Source organism: Natronoflexus pectinivorans (genome assembly GCF_004345615.1).
Taxonomy (GTDB): Bacteria; Bacteroidota; Bacteroidia; order Bacteroidales; family Marinilabiliaceae; genus Natronoflexus; species Natronoflexus pectinivorans.
The window spans coordinates 591717-614036 of sequence record NZ_SLWK01000001.1; the positions used below are offsets into that span (position 1 = coordinate 591717).

Sequence of the window (22320 nt, forward strand, 5' to 3'; positions counted from 1 at the left end):
AAGTAAATCATTTTAAATATCCACCTCTTGCAAAAGCAAGAGGTGGATATTAGTTACTTATAAACTCTCTTGTTTATTGTATGGGAAAATATCACTCTGTGCTTAGGTTTGGAATTACTTTATTGTTCTTCGTAATATTCTTAAAATTTGGGTGTACTTTCATCAGATCTTCATCCGACTGGCAATTGGTTTGGAGTGATGAGTTCAATTACCATGGTTTGCCAAATCCATTAAAATGGAACTATGACACTATAGGGAATTCCTATGGATGGGGAAATAAGGAACTTCAATATTATACCTATGCAGTGCCAGAGAACGCATGGGTGGAGGGAGGCTTTTTGCATATTAGAGCTCAAAAGGAACGGATACATGGTTTTGATTACACCTCAGCTCGTTTAACAACTCGTCATAAGGGAGATTGGAAATACGGACGTGTTGAAGTTCGCGCAAAACTACCAGGTGGCATTGGAATATGGCCTGCAATCTGGATGTTGCCAACAGACGGAGAATACGGAAGATGGCCAAAAAGTGGTGAAATTGATATTGTTGAGCATGTCGGATTTATACCCGATTCTGTTTTTGTTACTGTTCATACAGAGATGTTCAATCACATGATCAACACACAAAAAGGCACTTCTGTTTTTCTACCCCAAAGCGGGCATGAGTTTCACGTATATGCAATTGAGTGGTGTTCAGAAAAAATTGACTTTTTTATTGATGATGTTTTAGTTTATACTTTTAATAACAGCAGCGAAGGTGCTGCTGAGTGGCCCTTTGATCAAAAATTTCATTTGTTACTGAATGTAGCAGTCGGAGGAAACTGGGGAGGGCAACAAGGTGTTGATGACTCCATTTTCCCGGCAACCATGTTGATTGATTATGTCAGGGTTTATCGTTCTCGTAATTAAAATTCTACTTCATAGTTATTTCAGTTAATGAATTAATTCTGCTGCTTAATATTTAAGTTTAAGGGCTTTATCTCCTCTCCCCAATAAATGGTGGTATGTGGGAATGGTATTTCGATATTATTGAGATCAAACGCTTTTTTGAGGCGCTTACGATATTCTCTTCCTATTCCCCATTGTTGGCCTGGCTTTGTCTTTATTCTTGCACGGATCACCAGCGCACTATCGCCAAACTCATTGAGACCTGATACTTCCATGGGCTCTATGATATGCATATTAAAAGCCTCATCGTTATACAATTCATCCCCAACCTCTTTCATCACTCCCATCACATTTTCAACATCTTCTTTGTATGCTACGCCTATATCGAACGTCATGGCAGACCACTCTTTGGTCATATTGGAGATGCTGTTAATTTTACCGTTTTGAAAAATATGAACCACTCCGCTTACATCCCGGAGCGTAATGGTGCGGAGTTCTAATCTTTCGACCAATCCCCCGGTGCCATTTATAATGGCTACATCACCTCTTCGTATTTGATTATCCAGCAACATGAAAAACCCGGCAATGTAATCCCTCACCAGCTCTTGTGCACCAAAACCAATTGCCAGACCTAAAATACCGGCACTGGCTAAAATGGGGCCTATGTTTACACCAAAAGAACTCAGAAGCATCATTATAACAACCGTATAAAGCGCGATCTTTAAAAAGGCATGAATAATGGATGTGAGAGTCGTGATTCTTTTGTGTGCCTCAACCGTATCAACGTGTTCATCTTCTTCGGCACGCTTGTAAAGGATTTTTCTAAATTGAGCCTTTGAAAATCTAAGGATTTTCAAAAATATCACAAACGCAAACAATATAATTACTATTCCCGGTAATTCAGAAATGATCCAACCGGTAAGGCCGTTGATGGTTTGTCGCCAGAATTCAGTAGAGAAATAATCTGTCATAAATATTAAGGTTTAAGTTTATTTTCCGGTCATTTTTGAGGGGTCTACCCACATATCAAATTCATCTTGTGTGAGATAACCCAATGCTAAAGCGGCTTCTTTCAATGTTGTATTCTCCGTATGTGCTTTTTTGGCAATTTCAGCCGCTTTATAATATCCTATATGCGGATTAAGTGCTGTTACCAACATCAAAGAGTTGTTCAGATGCATTTTTATTCTTTCGTGATTGGGCTTAATCCCGATTGCACAGTTGCTGTTGAACGAAACACAGGCATCTCCTAAAAGTTGAGCCGATTGTAGAAAATTATAGATGATAACTGGCTTAAATACATTTAATTGCAGATATCCGCTTGATCCCGCTATGGTAATGGTAACATCGTTGCCCATTACCTGGGTGCAAACCATCGACAGGGCTTCCGCCTGAGTAGGATTAACCTTCCCTGGCATGATGGATGATCCGGGTTCGTTCTCAGGAATCAGTATTTCACCTAGACCCGACCTTGGACCCGAAGCCAGTAATCTTATATCATTCGCAATTTTCATAAGGCTTACTGAAATCTGTTTCAGTGCTCCATGGCTTTCGACTATGGCATCCTTTGAGGCAAGAGCTTCAAATTTGTTTGGAGATGATATGAATTTGAACCCGGTAAACTCTGAAATAAGCTCGGCAACCAGTTCATCGTACCCTGTTGGTGCATTCAGGCCAGTGCCAACAGCAGTACCTCCCAGTGCAAGTTCAGAAAGGTGTTCTAGCGTGCGCTCCAGCGAATTAATTCCATATTTCAGTTGAGCTGCAAATGCCGAAAACTCCTGCCCCAGCGTCAATGGTGTTGCATCCATTAGATGGGTACGGCCTGTTTTAACCACATCATCTAGCTCTGCAGCTTTCATCTCAAGAGTATTCTGCAAAAGTTTAATGCCCGGTATTGTGACCTCATTCAGAATTTTTACAGCAGCTATATGCATTGCTGTCGGGAAAGTATCATTGGAGGATTGAGACTTGTTTACATCATCGTTGGAATGTATAATGTTGTTGGCTCCTACCGGATTGCTTCCCCTGATTTGTTCTACCCGGTTTGAAATGACTTCATTGCAGTTCATGTTGGTTTGAGTGCCACTTCCTGTTTGCCAAACGACCAGTGGAAACTGGTCGTTTAACTTTCCGCTGATGATCTCATCACAAACTGTGGAGATCAACACCTTCTTCTCTTCAGGAAGTAAACCCAATTTGCAATTTGCATACGCCGCTGCTTTTTTAAGATACCCAAAAGCCTTTATTACCTCAATGGGCATTGAAGCCGGTGAGCCTATAGGAAAGTTCATTATAGAGCGTTGCGTTTGGGCACCCCATAGTTTTTCTATGGGAACTTTCACTTCTCCCATGGTATCCCTTTCTATTCGAAATGCCATCTTATTTAAATTACGGAAGTTTTACACATGAATTATGGCTGCATATGTGCCACAGTGTAATTATGTAGCCACACGGCGATGTGTTTCTTGATGTAAATTATCAATATATTTGTGATATAATTTTACTGTTGGTACTGCATAACATAGTTGACCAACTGTATTATCTGGCTTCTTAATCAACAATTCGCACTTCGGTGATTACCGGAATCACTTGCTTATAAAGTGCAGATACACCACAATACTTCTCTTCAGATAGTTGTACGGCTCTTTCAAGTTTCTCAACCGGTAGATCTTTCCCTTTAAATTCATAAATCACCTTCATGGATTGATATGTTTTGGGATGATCTTCGGAAAGATCTCCTTCAACTTTAATCTCCAATCCTTCGATATCAACTCTCATTTTTTTCATCATCGAAACAACATCCATCCCGGTACATCCGGCTAATGCCAAAAGCATTAGCGGTTTTGGGCGTATGCCTTTATCTTCTCCTCCCACTTCTTTGGCTGCATCCAAAACAATTTTATGTCCAAACATTTCGCTTTCGAAGGCCATGTTGCCCTGCCATTTGATTTTTACCTCGTTCATCATATATCTATATATTTAATTTATTTGTTGTATGATGCAAATTTAATCTTTCTTTTTATCTTTGTTGCATACAAAGTTATAAACATTTGGTTCGATGATTTTGTTGAATAAGTCATACACAACAGCAAATATGTTCTAACTTTTTTCATAAACGGAGTAAAACTCCGTTTTTAAATAATCGTTTTTGCCGGGTTTATTTTATGCTCGTTGCTGACTTATCATGCCATATCTTTATAATCTTATGCCTGCATGGAAGAATAGTCGGATAAGGTTAAGTGGAACTATTTATTAAGCAATTTAATTCAATCTTTGATGAAACGCGAACATCAAGTTAAGGAATTTGAACGACCAGATCTAAAAAAATATGAGATTTTTAATGGTCTGAGTGAAGAACAAGTTCAGGAAGCTATAACAAGTATGCAATGCTCAGCCTATAAGCGCGGAGCAATTGTTTACAACGAAGGTAACAGGATAAATGGAAGTTACATCGTAAACAGCGGAATATTAAAAATCTACAAAACGGGTTTCGATGGCAAAGAACAGATCATCAGGTTTGCCCGTTCAGGAGATTTAATTGCTTTTCGGTCGGTAATCAGTGATGAACTGGCATGTACAACTGCAGAAGTGATTCAGGATGCTACTTTATGTTATATACCGGGAGAAACTCTAACCGGTTTGATTAAGGTCAATCCGGAGTTTGCCATGGATTTGATGAAGTTGACTTGCCGCGAGTTGGGAGAAGCCAACAAGTACCTTACTGATATTGCACAAAAAACAGTAAGAGAGCGACTTGCAGAGGTTCTTCTTTTGTTGATGGATACCTTTGAGCTTGACGATGATTATACCCTCCAGATATCATTGACCCGTGAGGAACTTGCCAATATGGTTGGAACAGCAACAGAATCTGTGATTCGTTTGTTGTCTGAGTTCAAGGCAGATAAACTCATTGAGATACAAGGCAGAAGAATTAAGCTGTTGGACATCCCCAAACTCATTAAGATTGGGAATGTCTATGTTTAAGCTTTAGAACAACATGATTTCCAGAGGAGGAATAGGTAAATCTTTAGTTCCTCTTGAACTTCCTTTGTAAAGGGGTGGTTTATTTGGAAGTGGATCAACTTTGACGGCATCTAATGCTGTTAACAATGCTGCTCCCGTTGGAGTGAATAATTCAATCTCAATAGGCCCTGCTGTTACCGGCATCTGGTTAGTTTCAATCATAACGATTGTGGCAGGTGCAGGTACTTTTAATGTCCCATGCGAAAAACTGACTGACCCTCCACCATATGCCACAGGTGCAGCGAGACTCGCGTGAACAGGAGCTTTTAGCAACTGCAATCCGGTAACAGCACCCATGATGTCAATTAAAATATCCTGAGCTTCATGCAACCAGGCTTCCGGTTCATGGTTTTCTTGATGATGATGATGTCCATTTTCATGATCGTGAGAATGCTCATGATGATGGTGGAAATGGTGATGATCCATATCAAAGTCATGCGTTTCGTGGGCAATTTTTTCCGCCTGAATCAGCGCCTTAAGTGCTTTAAATCCAAACTCCCTATATGGTTGTTCAATCTTGAAATCTTCGAACAGATGTTCTAAAAGATGTAACGCTTTATGTGATGATAAATGACCATGATGATGCTCTACTTCTATCAGCATTCGTGAACTGCCATCTGCTGTAAGCAGATGGCATACTGCGGCTTTCCCTATTTTTTCTGCTGCTGCCTTCATGTATGAGGTGACGGTTTTTTCATCGGCACCGGCACTTATGAGTGCTGCTGAAAACATATCACCGGCAAACCCTCCTGAGGCATTAATAAATAACTGCATAATAAGTATTATTTTATCTGTTCTTTGCTATTAGTCCGGCCACCACAGCAGCTCTTAACCCTCCGTCAATGTTAACCACAGTCAGGTTGGGTGCGCACGAAGCCAGCATGGATGTAAGAGCAGCTTCTTTTGCTCTGAATCCATATCCAACCGAAGTAGGAACTCCAATAACCGGCAGCGGAACCAGTGATGCAACAAACGGAGCTAATGCTCCTTCCATTCCGGCCACTACGATAACTGCCGCCACATCATTTTCTATGCCTGTTTTTACTGCGTCAAGAACCCTGGTGGGGTGCGCAATTCCTCTGTCTTCAAAAACGATGGTTTTAACTCCAATGCATCGTAAAGTGAGAGCGCATTCTGCCAGAACCGGATGATCTGCTGCTCCGGCACTGATGATCAATACTGCTCCACGAGAAGGAGGTGCTTCACCAATCATTAACAGATTTGGGGTCTCTTCAATGGCATACTCTGCTTCAAAATGTGTTGCAATTTCACGATTGTGCGGACTGCGTGATACCAGAACACGTGGATGTCTCTCCAACAGAGCCTTGGCAATTTCTATACTCTGCGAAGCCGATTTGTACTCGCCATATATGATTTCCGGAATATTTATACGTGATCCCCTGTTAACATCAGCTATATAGTTGCGTGCAGTCTGTATCCAATCCAGGCTGAAATGTTTTTGCGCATCCTGCCTGTTCAATTCCCCGGCGGCTATTTTGTCGTACAATTCATCGAATGTCATAAATATATTTTTTGATTTCCTTATTTAATGATTATTGGACTGTGCCAATATTGAATGGATGTTTTGCTTCTGTTCCAATACTACAAATGTGGTGATTTTTTTCTTTTTCCGGAGTACTTTTCAATTAATTCAGTCATTGATTGAACGTTTGATCACATCGCGACCATATGACTCCTTTGTCTAAATTTTCAATTAGTTCGTAAGTGGAAATAGTTCGTTCGTCAAATCATGACAACTAAAACTCAAGTAATCAGTATGCTAATGCGGGTGAAAACTTGTTTAGCTAAACTTAAACTTTATGAAAAGAAATCTACTATTAACCAATCCAATTCTGTTGTATGTTTTATTTCTGCTGCCCTTCCCATTTGTTCTATCCGGACAGCAGAACTATTCAAATTTCATGAATGCTTCTCAGGTTCTTGGTCAGCCTGATTTTACAACAATTAATGAAACTTATAACCAATCGTCGCTACTGGGTGCAACCTATAGCGCTGTAAGTTCAAAAGGAGTTCTGGCAGTTGCTCTGCAACAAGGTTGCGGGGTGTTTATATGGAACTCTTTCCCAACTTCAAATGGGGCACCTGCCGATGTGGTGGTAGGGAATACCAATTTTACCACAATTACAAACGGAACTTCCAGAAGCATCATGAGCACATCAGATGGTGTTGCTTTTAGTCCTGATGGGAATCGGCTGATTGTTTCCGATGCCGGAAACAATCGAATTCTAATTTGGAACTCCATTCCAACCACCAATGGGCAGGAGGCTGATGTGGTCATTGGTCAGCCTAATTTTACCAGCTCCACAGCAGGTACGGGGCGACAGTCCCTTAACAGGCCTTCCGGTTTGTATGCAACCACAGATGGTCGATTAATTGTGACCGACCACAACAATAACCGCATATTGATATGGAACTCCATTCCATATGAAAATAACATCCCGGCCGATGTGGTCATTGGTCAGACAGATTTCAATTCTTCCGGTTCCGGAACAGGGTTAAATCGGGTTAATGGACCATATGGGGTTTGGGTATCACCCGATGGAAAATTGGTGGTTAGTGATCACTTTAATCACCGGGTGTTGGTTTTTAACACAATTCCTGAAATTAATGGGGCTGCAGCGAATGTAGTTATTGGCAGAACTGGAGAAGCGCTAGCACAACAAAACAGGTTGCGAAGCCCTTCAGGTGTTTCATTATCACCCGATGGAAAACTATTTATTAGCGATTGGGGAAATCACAGGGTGCTAATTTTTAACGAAATCCCAACAACCAATGGTGCAAATGCCGACATGGTATTAGGTCAACCTGATTTTACTACAAATATTCAATTTCATCGCTGGGGGAATGCTGATGAAAGAAATATGAATTATCCCTATAATGTTGCTAATGATATCAACGGCAGGCTCTTTCTTTCCGGTCGTTATATGCACCGTTTGATGATTTTTGGAGATGCTCCAACAGATGAAACTGATGTTGCTATTTCGATTTCCGGTGTAACTAATTCGGTTTGTGAAGGTGGCCAGGTCTCTTTCACTGTAACCCTTACGAATCATGGCAACATTGAAGCAACCGGTGTTATTGCTACGACTGCTTTGCCACACTTATTCAATTATGAGTATCATGAAGCAGACGGAGGTACCTATAACTATGTCTCAGGATATTGGAATGTCAACTCTTTATCTGCCGGTGAAAGTAAGTCGTTAACCATAATTGGTAACGTTCCAAATGTAGAGTCTGGCTATCTGACTGCTTATGCTAACATTGTTGCGTTGAATCAACTTGATACAAATTATTCCAACAACTCTGATAACACAACTATTGAGATAAGCAGCGGGGTCGTCCCTCAAGGGGGTAACCTAAATGGTCCAAGCGATGTATTTGTTAACCAAACTGTCTCTTATTCATTGGATGGGGTTGAGAATGCAGTTGATTATATATGGGATATTAAAGGTGCCGCATCTGTCAGCGGATCCGGAAACTTAAGAGATATAACATTTGGCACTAGCCCGGTAACAATTAAAGTTTTTGCCGTAAGTGAAACCTGTACAGGAAATGTTTTTGTTCTCTCTGGTTTTAATATCACTGAAGATACAACTCCTCCTGTACCGGAATTGGACGTATTGCCGGATATTACCTCGGAATGCTCTGTTTATGAATTGACTGCTCCTACAGCAATTGATGATTATGCCGGCACCATTACCGGAACTCATGATGTAGAATTACCAATTACAGATCAAGGCAAAACAGTCGTTACCTGGACTTACAATGATGGCAATGGAAACGTCAGTACACAACAACAGAACGTTGTGATAAACGATGTAACTGCGCCGGTTCCTGATTTGGCTGACCTGCCAGATATAACAGCCGAGTGCATGGTGACAGTATTAACCGCGCCCACGGCAACCGATAATTGCGCCGGTACCATTACCGGAACTCATGATGCAGAATTACCAATTACAGATCAAGGCACCACAGTCGTTACCTGGACTTACGATGATGGCAATGGAAACGTCAGTACACAGCAACAGAACGTTGTGATAAACGATGTAACTGCGCCGGTTCCTGATTTGGCTACACTGCCGGATATTACAGCCGAGTGTATGGTGACAGAATTAACCGCGCCCACAGCAACCGATAATTGCGCCGGTACCATTACCGGAACTCATGATGCAGAATTACCAATTACAGATCAAGGCACAACAGTCGTTACCTGGACTTACGATGATGGCAATGGAAACGTCAGTACACAGCAACAGAACGTTGTGATAAACGGTGTAACTGCGCCGGTTCCTGATTTGGCTCAACTGCCGGATATTACAGCCGAGTGTATGGTGACAGTATTAACCGCGCCCACAGCAACCGATAATTGCGCCGGGACCATTACCGGAACCCATGATGCAGAATTGCCAATTACAGCTCAAGGCACAACAGTCATTACCTGGACTTACAATGATGGCAATGGAAACATCAGCACACAGCAACAGAACGTTGTGATAGATGATGTAACTGCGCCGGTTATCAGTCAATGTCCTGAAGACATTGAAATAGTGGTAAATACATCAGGGTGTAGTGCCATTGTTTTTTGGACAGAACCTGTAGCAATTGATAATTGTTCAGATTATATTGTGGTAAGCCGTTCACATGCGCCCGGAGATCTCTTTCCACTTGGAGAAACAGAGGTTGTTTACACATTCACTGATGCAGCAGAAAATGAAGCAACCTGTAGTTTTATGGTTGCCGTAATCAGTGACCTACAAATAACTCCCGAGAAAGAGATGGTGCAATGCTATGGAAATCCATCTGGTAGAATCTCTTTAACAGTCAATGGAGGAAATGGAAGTTATTCATTTAATTGGAATGATGGGGAATGGGATGAAAGTGAATGGACTGGATTGTTTCCTGGCACATACCAGGTTGAAGTTATAGATGGGTATGGTTGCTTAAAAAATAGTTCTTTTGCAATTTCAGAGCCACTTCCGATAAATACAGAAGTGGAGGTTGAAGGGAATGTTTTGAGAGCACTAAATACAAATGCCGATGGATACAGGTGGTTTAACTGTAATTTCCCGGAAATACCAATTGAGAATTCCGACGAAGTAGAATTTGTGGCTTTGCAATATGGAGAATATGCTGTTGAAATTACAGTAGGCAGTTGTACCGTAGTCTCTGAATGTATTTCCTATTTTTCAACATTTGCCGGAGAGCAAAGAGTTGGCAGCATGCAACTGTTACCCAATCCGTCTAATGGAGTAACCACACTAACAACTAACTATAATAGAGAGATTATCTCTATTCAGATATACAGTCAGTCAGGATCTTTAGTTCGTGAATACCGGGGGCTGTCCGAAAGTAAGATTGAAATTGATATATCTGATCAATCAGGAGGAGTATATATTATCGAGGTGCTCTATTCTGATGACAGAGAGGTTGTTAAGATGATTATCAGATAAACTGAACAACCAATTTATTTACAGATTGCACAGGCGTAAAGATAACATCTTTACGCCTGTTGTTTATTTGTCCTGAAATTGAGCACATTATATGATGTCATTAAGGTGGCAGAAATCCTTAAAAAGACGCATATTTTTGGAAATTACAAATATTTAATCAAAATTTGGGCATTATTATTCAAATAGTTCGAACAGAAAATATGTTTCTATGGAGGCGAACGGGTATCTATCGATGGTTGAAAAAGCCATTGTTGAAAATGCTGATTCAATAGCATTTAGTGATTTTAAAGGCGAAGACCATACTTTTCGTCAGGTGGGCAAAGCCATCTTTAAACTTCATGTTGTGTTTAAAGAGTTGGGAGTGAAAAAAGGTGATAAAATTGCTCTTATTGGCAGAAATATGTCAAACTGGGGCATCTGTTACCTGGCCACCGTTACTTATGGAGCTGTTACCGTTCCTATTTTACCGGATTTTCATTCCAACGATATACATCACATCATCAATCACTCTGAGTCGGTGCTATTGTTATCGTCAGATTTAATGTTTGATAAGATAGATGAGGGACAAATTCCCGATGTTAAAGGCATTATTTCGGTTAATAGTTATGAGCCACTTGTAGATCGAAAAGGAAAATTGAAAAAAGCGCTGACCAAGGCGGATGAAATAACCGGAAACGGCAAATTTGATGTAACCCGGTTAATGTTTCCGAAAATGGGCACAGAAGAGGTCATGGTGCTCTCATATACCTCAGGGACTTCTGGTTTTTCAAAAGGAGTTCTTCTTCCACACCGCAGCATTTGGTCTAACGTTAAATATGCCAGTGACACATTCGATTTGGTAGCAGGTAACAGAATTGTCTCTTTTCTGCCAATGGCACACGCTTACGGCTGTCTGTTCGAATTTCTGTGGCCTTTTATCACCGGGTGTCACATTACATTTCTAACGAGAACCCCTTCCCCTCAAATCATTACTGAAGCATTCAGGGAGGTTAAGCCACATTTAATTTTATCTGTTCCCCTAATACTTGAGAAAATATTTAAGCGTCGCATTATGCCAAAACTCGAAAAACCCGGGTTAAAGGCACTATTAAAGGTTCCGGTAATAAATAAGCTGATATATAACAAGGTGCGAAGTACCTTGTTCGAAGTTTTTGGTGGTGAATTTAAAGAGATGGTTGTTGGTGGCGCTGCGCTTAACCGTGATGTAGAGCTCTTTCTTAAAAAGATCAATTTCCCTATCACAGTGGGTTACGGAATGACCGAATGCGGCCCCCTCATCAGTTATGCTCCGTGGGATAAAACAGAAACATTCAGTGCCGGGAGCATTGTTGACCGAATGCAGGTTCGCATCGACAGTGAAGATCCATATAATGTGGTTGGAGAAATTCAGGTAAAAGGGGATAACACCCTGCTTGGATACTTCAAAAACGACAAAGCAACACGTGAGATCTTTACCGATGATGGGTGGATACATACGGGCGATTTGGGTGTTATAGATGAGAACGATTTTATTTTTATCCGGGGGCGGAGTAAAAATATGATCCTTGGAGCATCGGGACAAAACATATATCCCGAGGAGATTGAAGCAGTGATTGGAAGCAAGGAACTGGTTCAGGAATGTTTGGTAAGGGAGAGTGACGGAAAAATTGAAGCTCTCATATACCCCGATTACGAAGTGTGTGATTTATCAAACTGCAGTTCTGAAGAAATAGAAACTGTGATGCAAAAACTTAGATCAGAGGTTAACAGCGAACTTCCGCCATATATGGCTGTATCCAAGATGATTATTTTTCCTGAGGAGTTTGAAAAAACTCCAAAGAAAAGCATTAAGCGATATAAGTATGTGAAATAAAGGTATGGAGCAACAGAGAATATAAAGAATCAAAACAGAACCTATTGCAATATGAATTTTACCCCCAGGGTAATAAAATTAAAGGAAGTTGAATTAAAATAATTCTGGTAATTATATCCCAGAAATGGGGATAAACGGAATCGCCCTAGATTGGTAAGATAAAAGTCCCCTTCAATGGAAAATACTTCTCTGTATCTGGGGCCAAAGTTCGACTTGTTGCTCCATTTATACTGTCCCTGTAAATTAATATTTCCGCCGGTAAAAGTTTTTTCAAACCCTAAACTCTGATCAAAATAGGTATACTCAGGATCAGTAAAATGACTGAATCCGATACCGTAATCGAATTTAAATGTGCGAATTGGAATCCGAATAATTAAAACCTGCCAGTCAATAATAGCCATCCCCCCGGTGATGTCATTTACATACAACCAATTAAAATCCGTCGCAAAAAGACCCCGATTTCCTCTTATTCCGGGATTAATCATATAGGCATTTGATCTGAAATCGATTCCTGCTTTTGTTGTGGTTTGAAGTGATACCAGTTCGGGATGATAGAGTCGTTGATGAACTGTGTTGCGTTGGGCATCATCTATAACATATGCCAACTGACCGATACCACGGAACATAAATCCAATCATTTCGAACCAAAACAAATTATCATCATCCGATTGGTAGTTTGAACGGGAAGATGTGCTACTGGTTGAACCGGAGCTGCTCCTGCGTGCGGATGATCTGTCCTTGGACACATTTTCGCGAACATCACGTACCTGAGCAGAACAGGGCATTACAATGAGATAAAATAGCAAAAGAAACAGAACATTACGACTGTTCTTCATTTTTGTAGCACGACAATTTAAATCCTTCTGCGCATTCAGATTAGGAACGGGACTGGGATACAAACTCAATTTTGACATAGGAATAAGGTTTTCCCTTCTTTAACAAAATGTATGCCATGAGAACTCCAACAGAGTTGCAGTATCCTAATAAAAAACGCAGTGCGGTTTGTAAATAATCACGAAAACCTTAATTTTAATCTGTCGCCAAAGCAAACATCAGGGATAATTTACAAGTTTATTCAGAATAAATGAAGATACATTTTATTGCCATAGGTGGAAGCGCCATGCACAATCTGGCCATTGCCTTAAAAGAAAACGGAGCCGATGTAAGCGGTTCCGATGATGAAATATTCGAACCCAGTAAAACAAGACTTAAAAAACATGGTATTTTACCGGAGACAGAAGGCTGGAATCCTGAAAAAATAACAAAAAATCTGGATGCCATCATATTGGGAATGCATGCAAGAAAGGACAACCCCGAACTTCTGGCCGCCATTGAGCAGGGGATTAAAGTGTATTCATATCCGGAATTTTTATATGAGCAGAGCAAGAACAAAACCCGCGTTGTAATTGCCGGAAGCCATGGAAAAACCACCGTTACATCCATGGTAATGCATGCTCTGAAAGTTAACAATGTAGATTTTGATTACATGGTTGGGGCTCAACTGGAGGGATTTGACACCATGGTTAAAATCTCGAAAAGCGCCAAAATCGCAATATTTGAAGGGGATGAGTATTTGTCATCTCCTATTGATTTACGTCCGAAATTTTTATGGTATAAACCTGATATTGCTTTAATTACAGGAATTGCGTGGGATCACATCAATGTGTTCCCAACCATTGATGAATACAATAAACAGTTTGAACTGTTTATTGACTCCGTGCGGACTGAAGGCTATCTGACATGGTTTGAAAATGATCCAGTTTTGGCCAACATCATCAAAAATAAAAACAGAAATATATCAATAGAACCATATCAATCACTCGAATCTATTGCAAAAAACAGCTCCACAATCATTCGCTACAACAACAAAGAATATCCTGTCCCTGTTTTTGGAAAACATAACATGGAAAACATGGCCGGGGCACTCAACATCTGTCTCAGGCTGGGATTAACTGCTGATGATTTTCTAACGGCAATGAGATCATTTAAAGGTGCAGCAAGAAGGCTACAACAGCTGGCGGAGACCTCATCAGGAATTGTTTTTTACGATTTTGCTCATGCTCCGTCGAAGGTAAAGGCCACTGTTGAAGCAGTTAAGGAGAGATTTCCGGAAAGAAATCTTGTTACAATACTGGAGTTACACACATTCAGCAGTCTGAATAAGGAGTTTCTTCCTCAATACAAAGACACATTACAATTGGCTGATGAGCCAATTGTATTCTACAATCCAGATGTTCTATCACACAAAAAGCTTGCATCCATTGCTCCAAAAGAGGTAGCAAAAGCTTTTGGCATTGATGAAAAAAACATTATAACCACCGCCGATAAGTTAGAAACATACATTTCAAAAAACTCATTGAGCAATTCAAATTTATTAATCATGACATCCGGAAACTTAGGAGGGATTGATCTTAAAAACATGGTTGACAAACTAGTCATGAACCACTAAATTTGCATACTGATTTTATCTAAAACATTCATTTTCAGAAATCAGAAGCGTATAATATTGAAACGTATCCGGTATCTGTAACTATTGCTCTGTTTAACCGTCACATCTATATAAACCTGAAATGTTTAAAAACCCATGTTATGAGAAAAAAAACTACCCTTCTGATTTTCCTGATACTTTTTTTAACTAATTTAAAAGGACAGGAACTGATAGACTCGGTTAAAGAGAGTTTTGAGAATGTAACCCAACTTAATGTTAGAGGCGTCTTTTGCAAAGTTGATATTTTGGCCGGTACAGATAAAGTTGTTGAGTTTGAAGGACAAATTCGTGCTGTGAGAAGACACGAGGAGATCAAAATCAGATATGAACAAAAAGGAAGTGTTCTTTCGGTTTGGATTGATAAACCTGATAATTTGCCTGCTCAAACTAAAGGTTTTCTGGCTTTTACCGTTCCATCATCAATAAAACTGCAGGTTGAAACCATTTCTGGCAACATTGTCACAAAAGATGCAGGAACGTCAACCGTAGAACTAAAGTCCTTATCCGGAACGATCAGTGCTGAAAACATCAATGGAAATTTAAAAGTTTCTACCGTTTCCGGTGGCATTAATGCCACTAGAATTATTGGGAATGTTGAATCGAAAACCTTGAGTGGCTCCACGTCCATTGAAGAGGTGCAAGGTGAACTCAATGTAAACTCTGTCTCTGGCAGAGTAAAGGCTTCATCTGTGTTAAATGGCGTGATTGTCAAAAGTACATCAGGCTCGGTAACTGCAGATCAGGTGATTGGATCCGTTGATGTAAAGACCGTTTCGGGAGCGATTAATCTCCAATCCATAAGAGGAGATATTAATGCCACGAGTAGTTCCGGCTCCATAAGTCTGGATGGTGTGGTGGGCGGTCTTTACCTGAAGAGTGTTTCAGGCAGAATCAGCGGAAATGATCTGGTACTTACATCGAATAGTCAGTTTTACAATACATCGGGAAACATTGATGTAACGCTTGGAACCGATCTGAACATGCTCAGTTTTAATTTAACAACAACATCGGGAAGTTTAACAGTTGGCAACACCCGCGCTACCCGTAATCTGGTATATGGTGACGGAGAAATAGTGGTGACGGCCAGAACTACTTCGGGAAATCAAAGATTCAGATAAAACCAAAAAAGGGTGCTATTCCATTTGAATAGCACCCTTTATATATTCTCGCTTTACTTCGTAGGAAACGCAAAATGGAAATGTGGGCCAAAACGCTCAAAGGCAGCCTTGTCCAGCATTTCTCGGTGATCAGGATGAGCAACAGAAATAATGGCTTTAGCTCTGTTTTGCAGACTCATACCATACAAATTAACGGCTCCGTATTCCGTTACCAACCAATGCATATTGGCTCGCGTGGTAACAACACCTGCACCTTCCATTAAAGTGGGGGTAATTTTAGAAACACCCTTTGACGTTACCGAAGGCATGGCAATAATTGGTTTACCACCTTCTGAATGACCTGCACCACGGATAAAGTCAATTTGACCACCTACTCCTGAATAATGAGTGGTTCCAATACTATCGGCACAAACCTGTCCGGTTAAATCTACTGATAACGCGGAGTTAATGGCCGTAACCTTTTTGTTTTTACGGATAACGTGAATTCCATTGGTGTGCGAAACATCCATCATGGCAACCATGGGGTTGTCATCCACAAAATCGTAAAGATTTTGTGATCCCATAAGGAAAGAAGCAACAATTTTACCTTTGTCAATCTGTTTCTTCTTACAGTTAACCACACCACTTTCTATCAGCGGAAGCAAACCGTCGGAGAACATTTCGGTATGAATTCCCAAATCCTTATGGCTTCCTAATTCGGCCAAAACAGCGTTTGGAATACCACCAATTCCCATCTGAAGACAAGCTCCGTCCTCAACCAACTCGGCTACGTTTCGGCCAATGGCCTTTTCAATATCCGAAAGCGGAGCATTGTTATGAATATACAAAGGCTCATCATGCTCAACAAAATAGTCAATATCACGAATGCTAAGCATGGCATCACCCCATGCACGAGGGACATGTTTATTGACCTGTGCAATTACAGTATCGGCATTTTCTATAGCAGCCAATGTTGCATCAACAGATGTTCCCAATGAAACAAAACCGTGCTTATCGGGAGGAGATACCTGCACCATAGCAACGTTTACATGAAGGTAACCCTGGCGGATCAATTTTTGAGTTTCACTCAAAAACACGGGGATGTAATCTGCATACCCCTGCTGAGTAACTTTGCGAACATTGGCTCCAACAAAGAATGACTCCAACTGGAAAACGCCTTCAAGTGCCGGATCGGCGTAAGGTGCAGGCCCTTCGGTATGGATGTGTTGAACTTTCACATCATAAAACTCCTTTTTTCGTCCCCTCTCAACCATGGCCTTAATCAAGGCATGTGGAGTAACTGCAACACTACTCAGGTGAACTCTATCGCCTGACTTAATGACTTTTACTGCCTCTTCGGCTGTAACTGGCTTGTAACGCATCTGATAAACAGTTTTATATTTATACTTTCAAATTATTATTTGCTCAGTCCCCTGCCTGCCAATCTTGTTTGAAGCAGGAATCCTCATTAAACTGGTTGAGAAAATATTGGGGGGATGAAAAACGGTGCAAAAATATCATTTTTATCCAGATATAAAATCATTTAAAGCAATGCTTAATAGCACATTTTTTGTTTTTTTTGAAAAAAACAAATCAAAAAGTGAACAATAGTGATACTTTTGCCGTTTTAAAATGGGATGTTGTATAATTTAACAACATAAAACTGTTTGAAATATAGCTGCTCCCTAAAAACCAGAGGCATGAACATAAGTAGATATTAAATCCCACACGAGGATTTTATACCAAATCAGAACCTGTACCAGATATATCCTAATTTAAAACGTAACAATCTATTGTTATTATGAATTTTGAAGTCAATAATAAATTGAGATCTATAAGGGACACCTATACTCAATCGGGAATAAAAGTTGATAAAATGAGTAAAAATCCATTGCAACAAATATTGCAATGGGTAACCAACGCAGTTGATGCCGGTCATCCGGAACCCACAGCGATGATTCTCTCTACCATTGATATTCAATGTAAACCCCACAGCAGAGTTGTTTTGTTAAAGGGAGTAACAGAGAACGGACTTCAATTTTTCACAAACTATACCAGTCATAAAGCACAGGAGATTAAAGACTATCCTGATGTTTCATTACTGTTCTTCTGGCCTTTGCTGGAAAGGCAGTTGAGAATTGAGGGGAAAGCATCAAAAATATCTCCTCAATCATCCGATGAATATTTCGATTCAAGACCCAGAACCAGTCAAATTGGTGCCTGGGCTTCACCTCAAAGCCAACAAATGGATTCTTTTGAAGCTCTTCGGGAAAATTATAATAAAGCAGAAAAGCAATTTAAGGACCAGAAAATTTCAAGGCCGCCACACTGGGGAGGATACGAAGTAATACCCAATTATGTTGAATTTTGGCAGGGGCAACCGGGAAGGATGCACCAACGATTCTGCTACAGATTAATTAACAACAAATGGAAAAATGAAATTCTTGCTCCCTGAATCTGCTAACCGATGGTAAGTGACTGGAACACATCCTCCAGCGATTTTTGTTTTTGAGTCAGTTCCATAATAATCAGATCATTATCAACAGCAAACCGGAACAGCTGAGGCCGTATCTCTTTGCCTGCCTTTACTCTTAAAATCCATTTACCGTTAATTAAATCAGCACCTGCCACCCCATCAATGGTTATGAGTTGTTCGGGCGCAGGTTGCCGGTCAAAAGCCACCGTGAGTTCATTTTCTCCGGTACGATGTCCGCTTTCAAGATTTTCGGGCTGCTCATCGGCCACCACATCTCCCTGATGAATTATAATGACTCGCTCGCAAATGGCTTTTACCTCCTGCATAATGTGGGTGGAGAGCAAAATGGTTTTGCTCTTTCCCAAATCGTTGATTAAATTTCGTACACCAACAATCTGGTTTGGATCCAACCCTGAAGTCGGTTCATCAAGAATAAGCACTTCCGGATCGGGCAAAAGAGCCTGGGCGAGACCTACCCTCTGACGAAAACCTTTAGATAAAGCGCCTATTTTTTTATGTCGTTCAGGTTCCAGTCCGGTTAAATCAATCATCTCCCCTACCCTCTTTTTGATGTTTCCGACTTTATAAACAGAGCCAATAAACCTCAGGTACTCGGCTACATACATGTCCAGATAGAGAGGATTGTGTTCCGGCAGATAACCAACCTTCCGGCGAAACTCCACGCTGTTGGCGGTAACGTCGAAACCACATACCTGCACATCTCCCGAAGAAGCCGGTAAATAGCCGGTAAGAATCTTCATCATGGTGGATTTTCCGGCACCGTTGGGGCCTAAAAAACCAACCACTTCGCCACTCTGTATCTGAAACGACACATTTTTCAATGCTTGCTGTGAGCCGTAAAATTTTGAAACACCTGAAACTGAAATGGACATATTAATTGTTTTTTATCGCATAAAGTTATTAATTTTCGATCAAGAGAGAATACTTTTGCATCGTAATTCCATATACAATCATTTCAACCATATATCCAATGTCTGAATCGAATCATTTGCCCCAATATTGTCAATCGCTTTTTAAATATGAACGATTTAAAACCTGCAACATAAAAGCGGGCAACGTCATAATCGGAGCCGATTATCCCGTTCGTTTGCAATCCATGACCACAACAAACACGCTGAATACAAAAGAGACCGCAGAGCAGTGTATTCGCGTGTTCCAAGCAGGGGGAGAGCTTGTACGCATTACCACTCAAGGCAGAAGGGAAGCTGAAAATCTTAAAGCCATTAAGGAGGAGATTTCAACCAAAGGTTACGATTTTCCATTGGTGGCCGATATTCATTTTAATCCCAATGCAGCTGAAATTGCAGCACAAATTGTTGATAAAGTACGAATCAACCCAGGCAATTTTGCCGGGGGTGCTAAAAAATTTGAATTGGAAAACATCTCGAACGAGATGTTTTTGCAAGGACTATCCGAAATTAAAAAGAAGCTCATTCCATTTCTTGACATCTGTAAAAAGAACAACACCGCCATCCGCATAGGCGCAAACCATGGAAGTCTATCTGACCGCATCATGGCAAAATATGGAGACACTCCCGAAGGAATGGTGGCATCCATCATGGAATATCTGGAAATATGTCGTGAAAATGATTTTAACAACATCGTTCTCAGCATCAAATCGAGCAATACAAGGGTGATGGTGCATACCGTCAGACTTTTAGCTGCCACCATGATTCAGGAAAAAATGAACTATCCTCTGCACCTTGGCGTAACCGAAGCCGGTGCAGGTGAAGATGGACGCATTAAGTCGGCAGTAGGAATCGGGGCACTTCTGGCCGATGGATTGGGAGATACCATCAGGGTATCGCTAACTGAAGATCCGGAAGCTGAGATTCCGGTTGCGCGTGAACTGAAAGAGCATTTTGATGGTTTTAAAAACCATCAACCCATTGAACCAACGAACACCTCTCATTATTCTCCATATCAATATAAAAAGAGAGAAACAATGACTGTGGCAGGCGTTGGGGGAGAAAATCAGGCCATGGTTATCGCGGATTTGCGCGAATCGGCCATTACAGGCGAAAGCAAAACCGCGCCGGAAGCATACATTACAAATGACCCACATTTTTCTGTTCCAAAAAGCTGGGATCATTGCATCAAAATAGTTCCCCACGAAAAAGCAGAACCTGCAGACAATATTTGGCCACTATATAAAGCGGAGGACTTTAATAGAATAACGGATAACAATGTTTCTGTTTTGGAAATGAGATACCATGATTTGAATGCGGAGTGCATTAAATTACTCAAAAAGCAGAACAATGTCATTGTTCTGTTGATAACCGACAATCAAAACGGCATTGCAGAACAAAGAGCTTTCTTTTTATCCATGCAAAATCATGGTTTAAACCATCCTGTTATCATCCATCGAAAATATAAAAACACGACAGTTGATAAGGCTCAGATTATTGCGGCTGCCGATATGGGACTGCTTTTTTTGGATGGCTTCGGAGATGGAATCTCAATCAATGCGAGCGACCTACCAACTTCTCAACTGATTGATTTGCAATTTGGAATTTTGCAGGCTTCGCGGGTTCGTTTTTCAAAAACGGAATATATTTCTTGTCCCGGTTGCGGGCGTACACTTTTTGATTTGCAATCGACCACCAGACTTGTTCAGGAGAAAACCGGACATTTAAAAGGGCTGAAAATTGCTGTGATGGGATGCATTGTAAACGGAATAGGAGAAATGGCCGATGCAGATTATGGTTATGTAGGTGCAGGTCCGGGAAAAATATCCCTGTTCAGAAAACGGGAACTGATTAAAAAAAGCATCCCCGAGAAAGATGCAGTAGAAGAGTTGGTGACACTGATTAAAGAAAACGGAGATTGGGTTAATCCGATAAAATAGTTCCATTTATCAAATTTATAACGCTGATAATGGAATCGTTTGAGTTTTTTTTGCAAAGGCTAAAAGCTTTTTTTAAATTGCAATATTGAGTACCCAAAAACAGCATTAACTTTTCTAATATTAGATAAATGAAGAAAATTCTCCTATTCATGCTGCTGGTCGTAAATTCGACGATGCTACCGGCCGGGCAAATTGAACTAAGAGGCACATATCAGGGAGAGAATTTATATATAAAAAATCCGTTTGCTGCCACCGGTGTGGGTTTTTGTGTTTATGAAGTAACTGTAAACGGAATGACCACCACAGATGAGATAAACTCCAGTGCCTTTGAAGTTGATTTGTCAGTTTTTGGTTTCCGGTTGGGAGAACCCATAACCATACGCGTAAATTATAAGGAAGGATGTTCTCCAAACATCCTTAATGCAGACGTATTAAACGCACGGGCAACCTTCGTAGCTGAAGGGTTACATATAGAAAACGGAAAGTTAGTCTGGAACACCCGAAATGAAACTGGTCCACTTCCATTCATCATTGAACAATTCAGATGGAACAAGTGGGTTGAAACCGGCCGTGTTGACGGAAAAGGCGTACCGGGACAACATACTTATTCGGCTGAAGTGAGACTGCATGCCGGCACCAACAGGTTTCGAATCAGACAGGTTGATTCCAGGGGAAACCGCCGATTATCAGGAGAAATCACTTACATAAGTAACAAACAACCGGTTACTTTTAATATTACTTCTGATGGCAATTACATCCGTTTTTCTGAAGCAACACTATATGAACTTTTTGATGGCTTTGGAAGAATCGTGGTCAGAGGATTTGGTGACAGACTCCAAGTGGCCAACCTTGAACGTGGCAATTATTATCTGAATTACGACAACACCATGGAAGTGTTTAATAAAAGAAGATAATATATTAGATTTCTGCATCTTAAACGTTGAATTAATCGAAAACTTCCATTAGGTTTTTTAATTCCGGACTCAAACTCATGTTACCGGAGGGCATTTTTATGAAAGATTCTAATCGATTGCACTGTCTGGAGCTTAGGTCTAAGACTCTTTTCATGAATAAAACCATGTTGTACCCAATATACACCACCGAATTACGTACTGAATATTAACGTACAATTTGCATATTTGTACGGAATATTT

The 22320-nt window shown here is 40.6% G+C and carries 17 protein-coding genes; 9 read left to right on the forward strand and 8 right to left on the reverse strand.

What is annotated here, in order from left to right; translation table 11 throughout:
- Positions 1-80 precede the first annotated feature (80 nt).
- Complete coding sequence (locus EV194_RS02115) at positions 81-908, forward strand: glycoside hydrolase family 16 protein (protein WP_132431605.1); 828 nt, start codon at positions 81-83, stop codon at positions 906-908.
- A gap of 32 nt (positions 909-940) precedes the next feature.
- Here EV194_RS02115 and EV194_RS02120 read toward each other — a convergent pair whose 3' ends face one another.
- From EV194_RS02120 to EV194_RS02130, 3 genes are all read right to left on the reverse strand, one after another.
- Complete coding sequence (locus EV194_RS02120; RefSeq protein ID WP_132431607.1) at positions 941-1858, reverse strand: mechanosensitive ion channel family protein; 918 nt, start codon at positions 1856-1858, stop codon at positions 941-943.
- A gap of 18 nt (positions 1859-1876) precedes the next feature.
- Positions 1877-3268, reverse strand: coding sequence for a class II fumarate hydratase (gene fumC, locus EV194_RS02125; protein WP_132431609.1), 1392 nt, complete (start codon positions 3266-3268; stop codon positions 1877-1879).
- A 172-nt stretch (positions 3269-3440) separates the two neighbouring features.
- Positions 3441-3857 (reverse strand): OsmC family protein, encoded by a 417-nt coding sequence (locus EV194_RS02130; RefSeq protein ID WP_132431611.1) that lies wholly within the window; start codon positions 3855-3857, stop codon positions 3441-3443.
- 309 nt (positions 3858-4166) lie between these two features.
- Between EV194_RS02130 and EV194_RS02135 the strand changes: the two genes are divergently transcribed.
- The gene (locus EV194_RS02135; protein WP_132431613.1) at positions 4167-4874 is read left to right on the forward strand and encodes a Crp/Fnr family transcriptional regulator; all 708 of its coding nucleotides are present in this window, start codon (positions 4167-4169) and stop codon (positions 4872-4874) included.
- A gap of 3 nt (positions 4875-4877) precedes the next feature.
- Here the strand turns inward: EV194_RS02135 and larC are convergent, their stop codons facing one another.
- On the reverse strand, positions 4878-5687 hold the full coding sequence (larC, locus tag EV194_RS02140) for a nickel insertion protein (protein WP_132431615.1): 810 nt from the start codon (positions 5685-5687) through the stop codon (positions 4878-4880).
- 13 nt (positions 5688-5700) lie between these two features.
- Complete coding sequence (larB, locus tag EV194_RS02145; RefSeq protein WP_132431617.1) at positions 5701-6435, reverse strand: nickel pincer cofactor biosynthesis protein LarB; 735 nt, start codon at positions 6433-6435, stop codon at positions 5701-5703.
- Positions 6436-6733: 298 nt separating this feature from the next.
- Here larB and EV194_RS02150 point away from each other — a divergent pair, with 298 nt between their 5' ends.
- Positions 6734-10384: an HYR-like domain-containing protein gene (locus tag EV194_RS02150; RefSeq protein ID WP_132431619.1), complete on the forward strand. Its 3651-nt coding sequence runs from the start codon at positions 6734-6736 to the stop codon at positions 10382-10384.
- 208 nt (positions 10385-10592) lie between these two features.
- On the forward strand, positions 10593-12236 hold the full coding sequence (locus EV194_RS02155; RefSeq protein ID WP_132431621.1) for an AMP-binding protein: 1644 nt from the start codon (positions 10593-10595) through the stop codon (positions 12234-12236).
- A gap of 41 nt (positions 12237-12277) precedes the next feature.
- On the opposite strand, the gene EV194_RS02160 is transcribed toward EV194_RS02155, so the two are convergent.
- Complete coding sequence (locus tag EV194_RS02160) at positions 12278-13150, reverse strand: hypothetical protein (protein WP_132431623.1); 873 nt, start codon at positions 13148-13150, stop codon at positions 12278-12280.
- 170 nt (positions 13151-13320) lie between these two features.
- Here EV194_RS02160 and EV194_RS02165 point away from each other — a divergent pair, with 170 nt between their 5' ends.
- Positions 13321-14685, forward strand: coding sequence for a UDP-N-acetylmuramate--L-alanine ligase (locus tag EV194_RS02165; protein ID WP_132431625.1), 1365 nt, complete (start codon positions 13321-13323; stop codon positions 14683-14685).
- A 140-nt stretch (positions 14686-14825) separates the two neighbouring features.
- On the forward strand, positions 14826-15842 hold the full coding sequence (locus EV194_RS02170; RefSeq protein WP_132431627.1) for a DUF4097 family beta strand repeat-containing protein: 1017 nt from the start codon (positions 14826-14828) through the stop codon (positions 15840-15842).
- A gap of 53 nt (positions 15843-15895) precedes the next feature.
- Here the strand turns inward: EV194_RS02170 and EV194_RS02175 are convergent, their stop codons facing one another.
- Positions 15896-17203, reverse strand: coding sequence for an acetyl-CoA hydrolase/transferase family protein (locus EV194_RS02175; protein WP_132431629.1), 1308 nt, complete (start codon positions 17201-17203; stop codon positions 15896-15898).
- Positions 17204-17622: 419 nt separating this feature from the next.
- Between EV194_RS02175 and pdxH the strand changes: the two genes are divergently transcribed.
- A complete protein-coding gene (pdxH, locus tag EV194_RS02180) occupies positions 17623-18276 on the forward strand; it encodes a pyridoxamine 5'-phosphate oxidase (protein ID WP_132431631.1) in 654 nt (217 codons plus the stop codon).
- Between the two features lie 5 nt (positions 18277-18281).
- Here the strand turns inward: pdxH and gldA are convergent, their stop codons facing one another.
- A complete protein-coding gene (gene gldA / locus EV194_RS02185) occupies positions 18282-19190 on the reverse strand; it encodes a gliding motility-associated ABC transporter ATP-binding subunit GldA (protein WP_132431633.1) in 909 nt (302 codons plus the stop codon).
- A 98-nt stretch (positions 19191-19288) separates the two neighbouring features.
- On the opposite strand from gldA, the gene ispG reads away from it, so the two are divergent.
- Both ispG and EV194_RS02195 read left to right on the forward strand, forming a co-directional pair.
- The gene (gene ispG, locus EV194_RS02190) at positions 19289-21166 is read left to right on the forward strand and encodes a (E)-4-hydroxy-3-methylbut-2-enyl-diphosphate synthase (protein ID WP_132431635.1); all 1878 of its coding nucleotides are present in this window, start codon (positions 19289-19291) and stop codon (positions 21164-21166) included.
- Between the two features lie 128 nt (positions 21167-21294).
- On the forward strand, positions 21295-22080 hold the full coding sequence (locus tag EV194_RS02195) for a hypothetical protein (RefSeq protein WP_132431637.1): 786 nt from the start codon (positions 21295-21297) through the stop codon (positions 22078-22080).
- The last annotated feature ends 240 nt before the right edge of the window (positions 22081-22320 follow it).

Bases quoted from the DNA above. Each gene is read 5' to 3' on its own strand.
- fumC (WP_132431609.1), bottom strand. From the start codon at position 3,268: ATGGCATTTCGAATAGAAAGGGATACCATGGGAGAAGTGAAAGTTCCC.
- EV194_RS02195 (WP_132431637.1), top strand. From the start codon at position 21,295: ATGAAGAAAATTCTCCTATTCATGCTGCTGGTCGTAAATTCGACGATG.
- EV194_RS02155 (WP_132431621.1), top strand. From the start codon at position 10,593: ATGGAGGCGAACGGGTATCTATCGATGGTTGAAAAAGCCATTGTTGAA.
- EV194_RS02175 (WP_132431629.1), bottom strand. From the start codon at position 17,203: ATGCGTTACAAGCCAGTTACAGCCGAAGAGGCAGTAAAAGTCATTAAG.
- EV194_RS02150 (WP_132431619.1), top strand. From the start codon at position 6,734: ATGAAAAGAAATCTACTATTAACCAATCCAATTCTGTTGTATGTTTTA.
- gldA (WP_132431633.1), bottom strand. From the start codon at position 19,190: ATGTCCATTTCAGTTTCAGGTGTTTCAAAATTTTACGGCTCACAGCAA.
- EV194_RS02130 (WP_132431611.1), bottom strand. From the start codon at position 3,857: ATGATGAACGAGGTAAAAATCAAATGGCAGGGCAACATGGCCTTCGAA.
- larC (WP_132431615.1), bottom strand. From the start codon at position 5,687: ATGCAGTTATTTATTAATGCCTCAGGAGGGTTTGCCGGTGATATGTTT.
- EV194_RS02120 (WP_132431607.1), bottom strand. From the start codon at position 1,858: ATGACAGATTATTTCTCTACTGAATTCTGGCGACAAACCATCAACGGC.
- larB (WP_132431617.1), bottom strand. From the start codon at position 6,435: ATGACATTCGATGAATTGTACGACAAAATAGCCGCCGGGGAATTGAAC.
- EV194_RS02115 (WP_132431605.1), top strand. From the start codon at position 81: ATGGGAAAATATCACTCTGTGCTTAGGTTTGGAATTACTTTATTGTTC.
- EV194_RS02160 (WP_132431623.1), bottom strand. From the start codon at position 13,150: ATGTCAAAATTGAGTTTGTATCCCAGTCCCGTTCCTAATCTGAATGCG.
- EV194_RS02170 (WP_132431627.1), top strand. From the start codon at position 14,826: ATGAGAAAAAAAACTACCCTTCTGATTTTCCTGATACTTTTTTTAACT.
- EV194_RS02165 (WP_132431625.1), top strand. From the start codon at position 13,321: ATGAAGATACATTTTATTGCCATAGGTGGAAGCGCCATGCACAATCTG.
- EV194_RS02135 (WP_132431613.1), top strand. From the start codon at position 4,167: ATGAAACGCGAACATCAAGTTAAGGAATTTGAACGACCAGATCTAAAA.
- pdxH (WP_132431631.1), top strand. From the start codon at position 17,623: ATGAATTTTGAAGTCAATAATAAATTGAGATCTATAAGGGACACCTAT.
- ispG (WP_132431635.1), top strand. From the start codon at position 19,289: ATGTCTGAATCGAATCATTTGCCCCAATATTGTCAATCGCTTTTTAAA.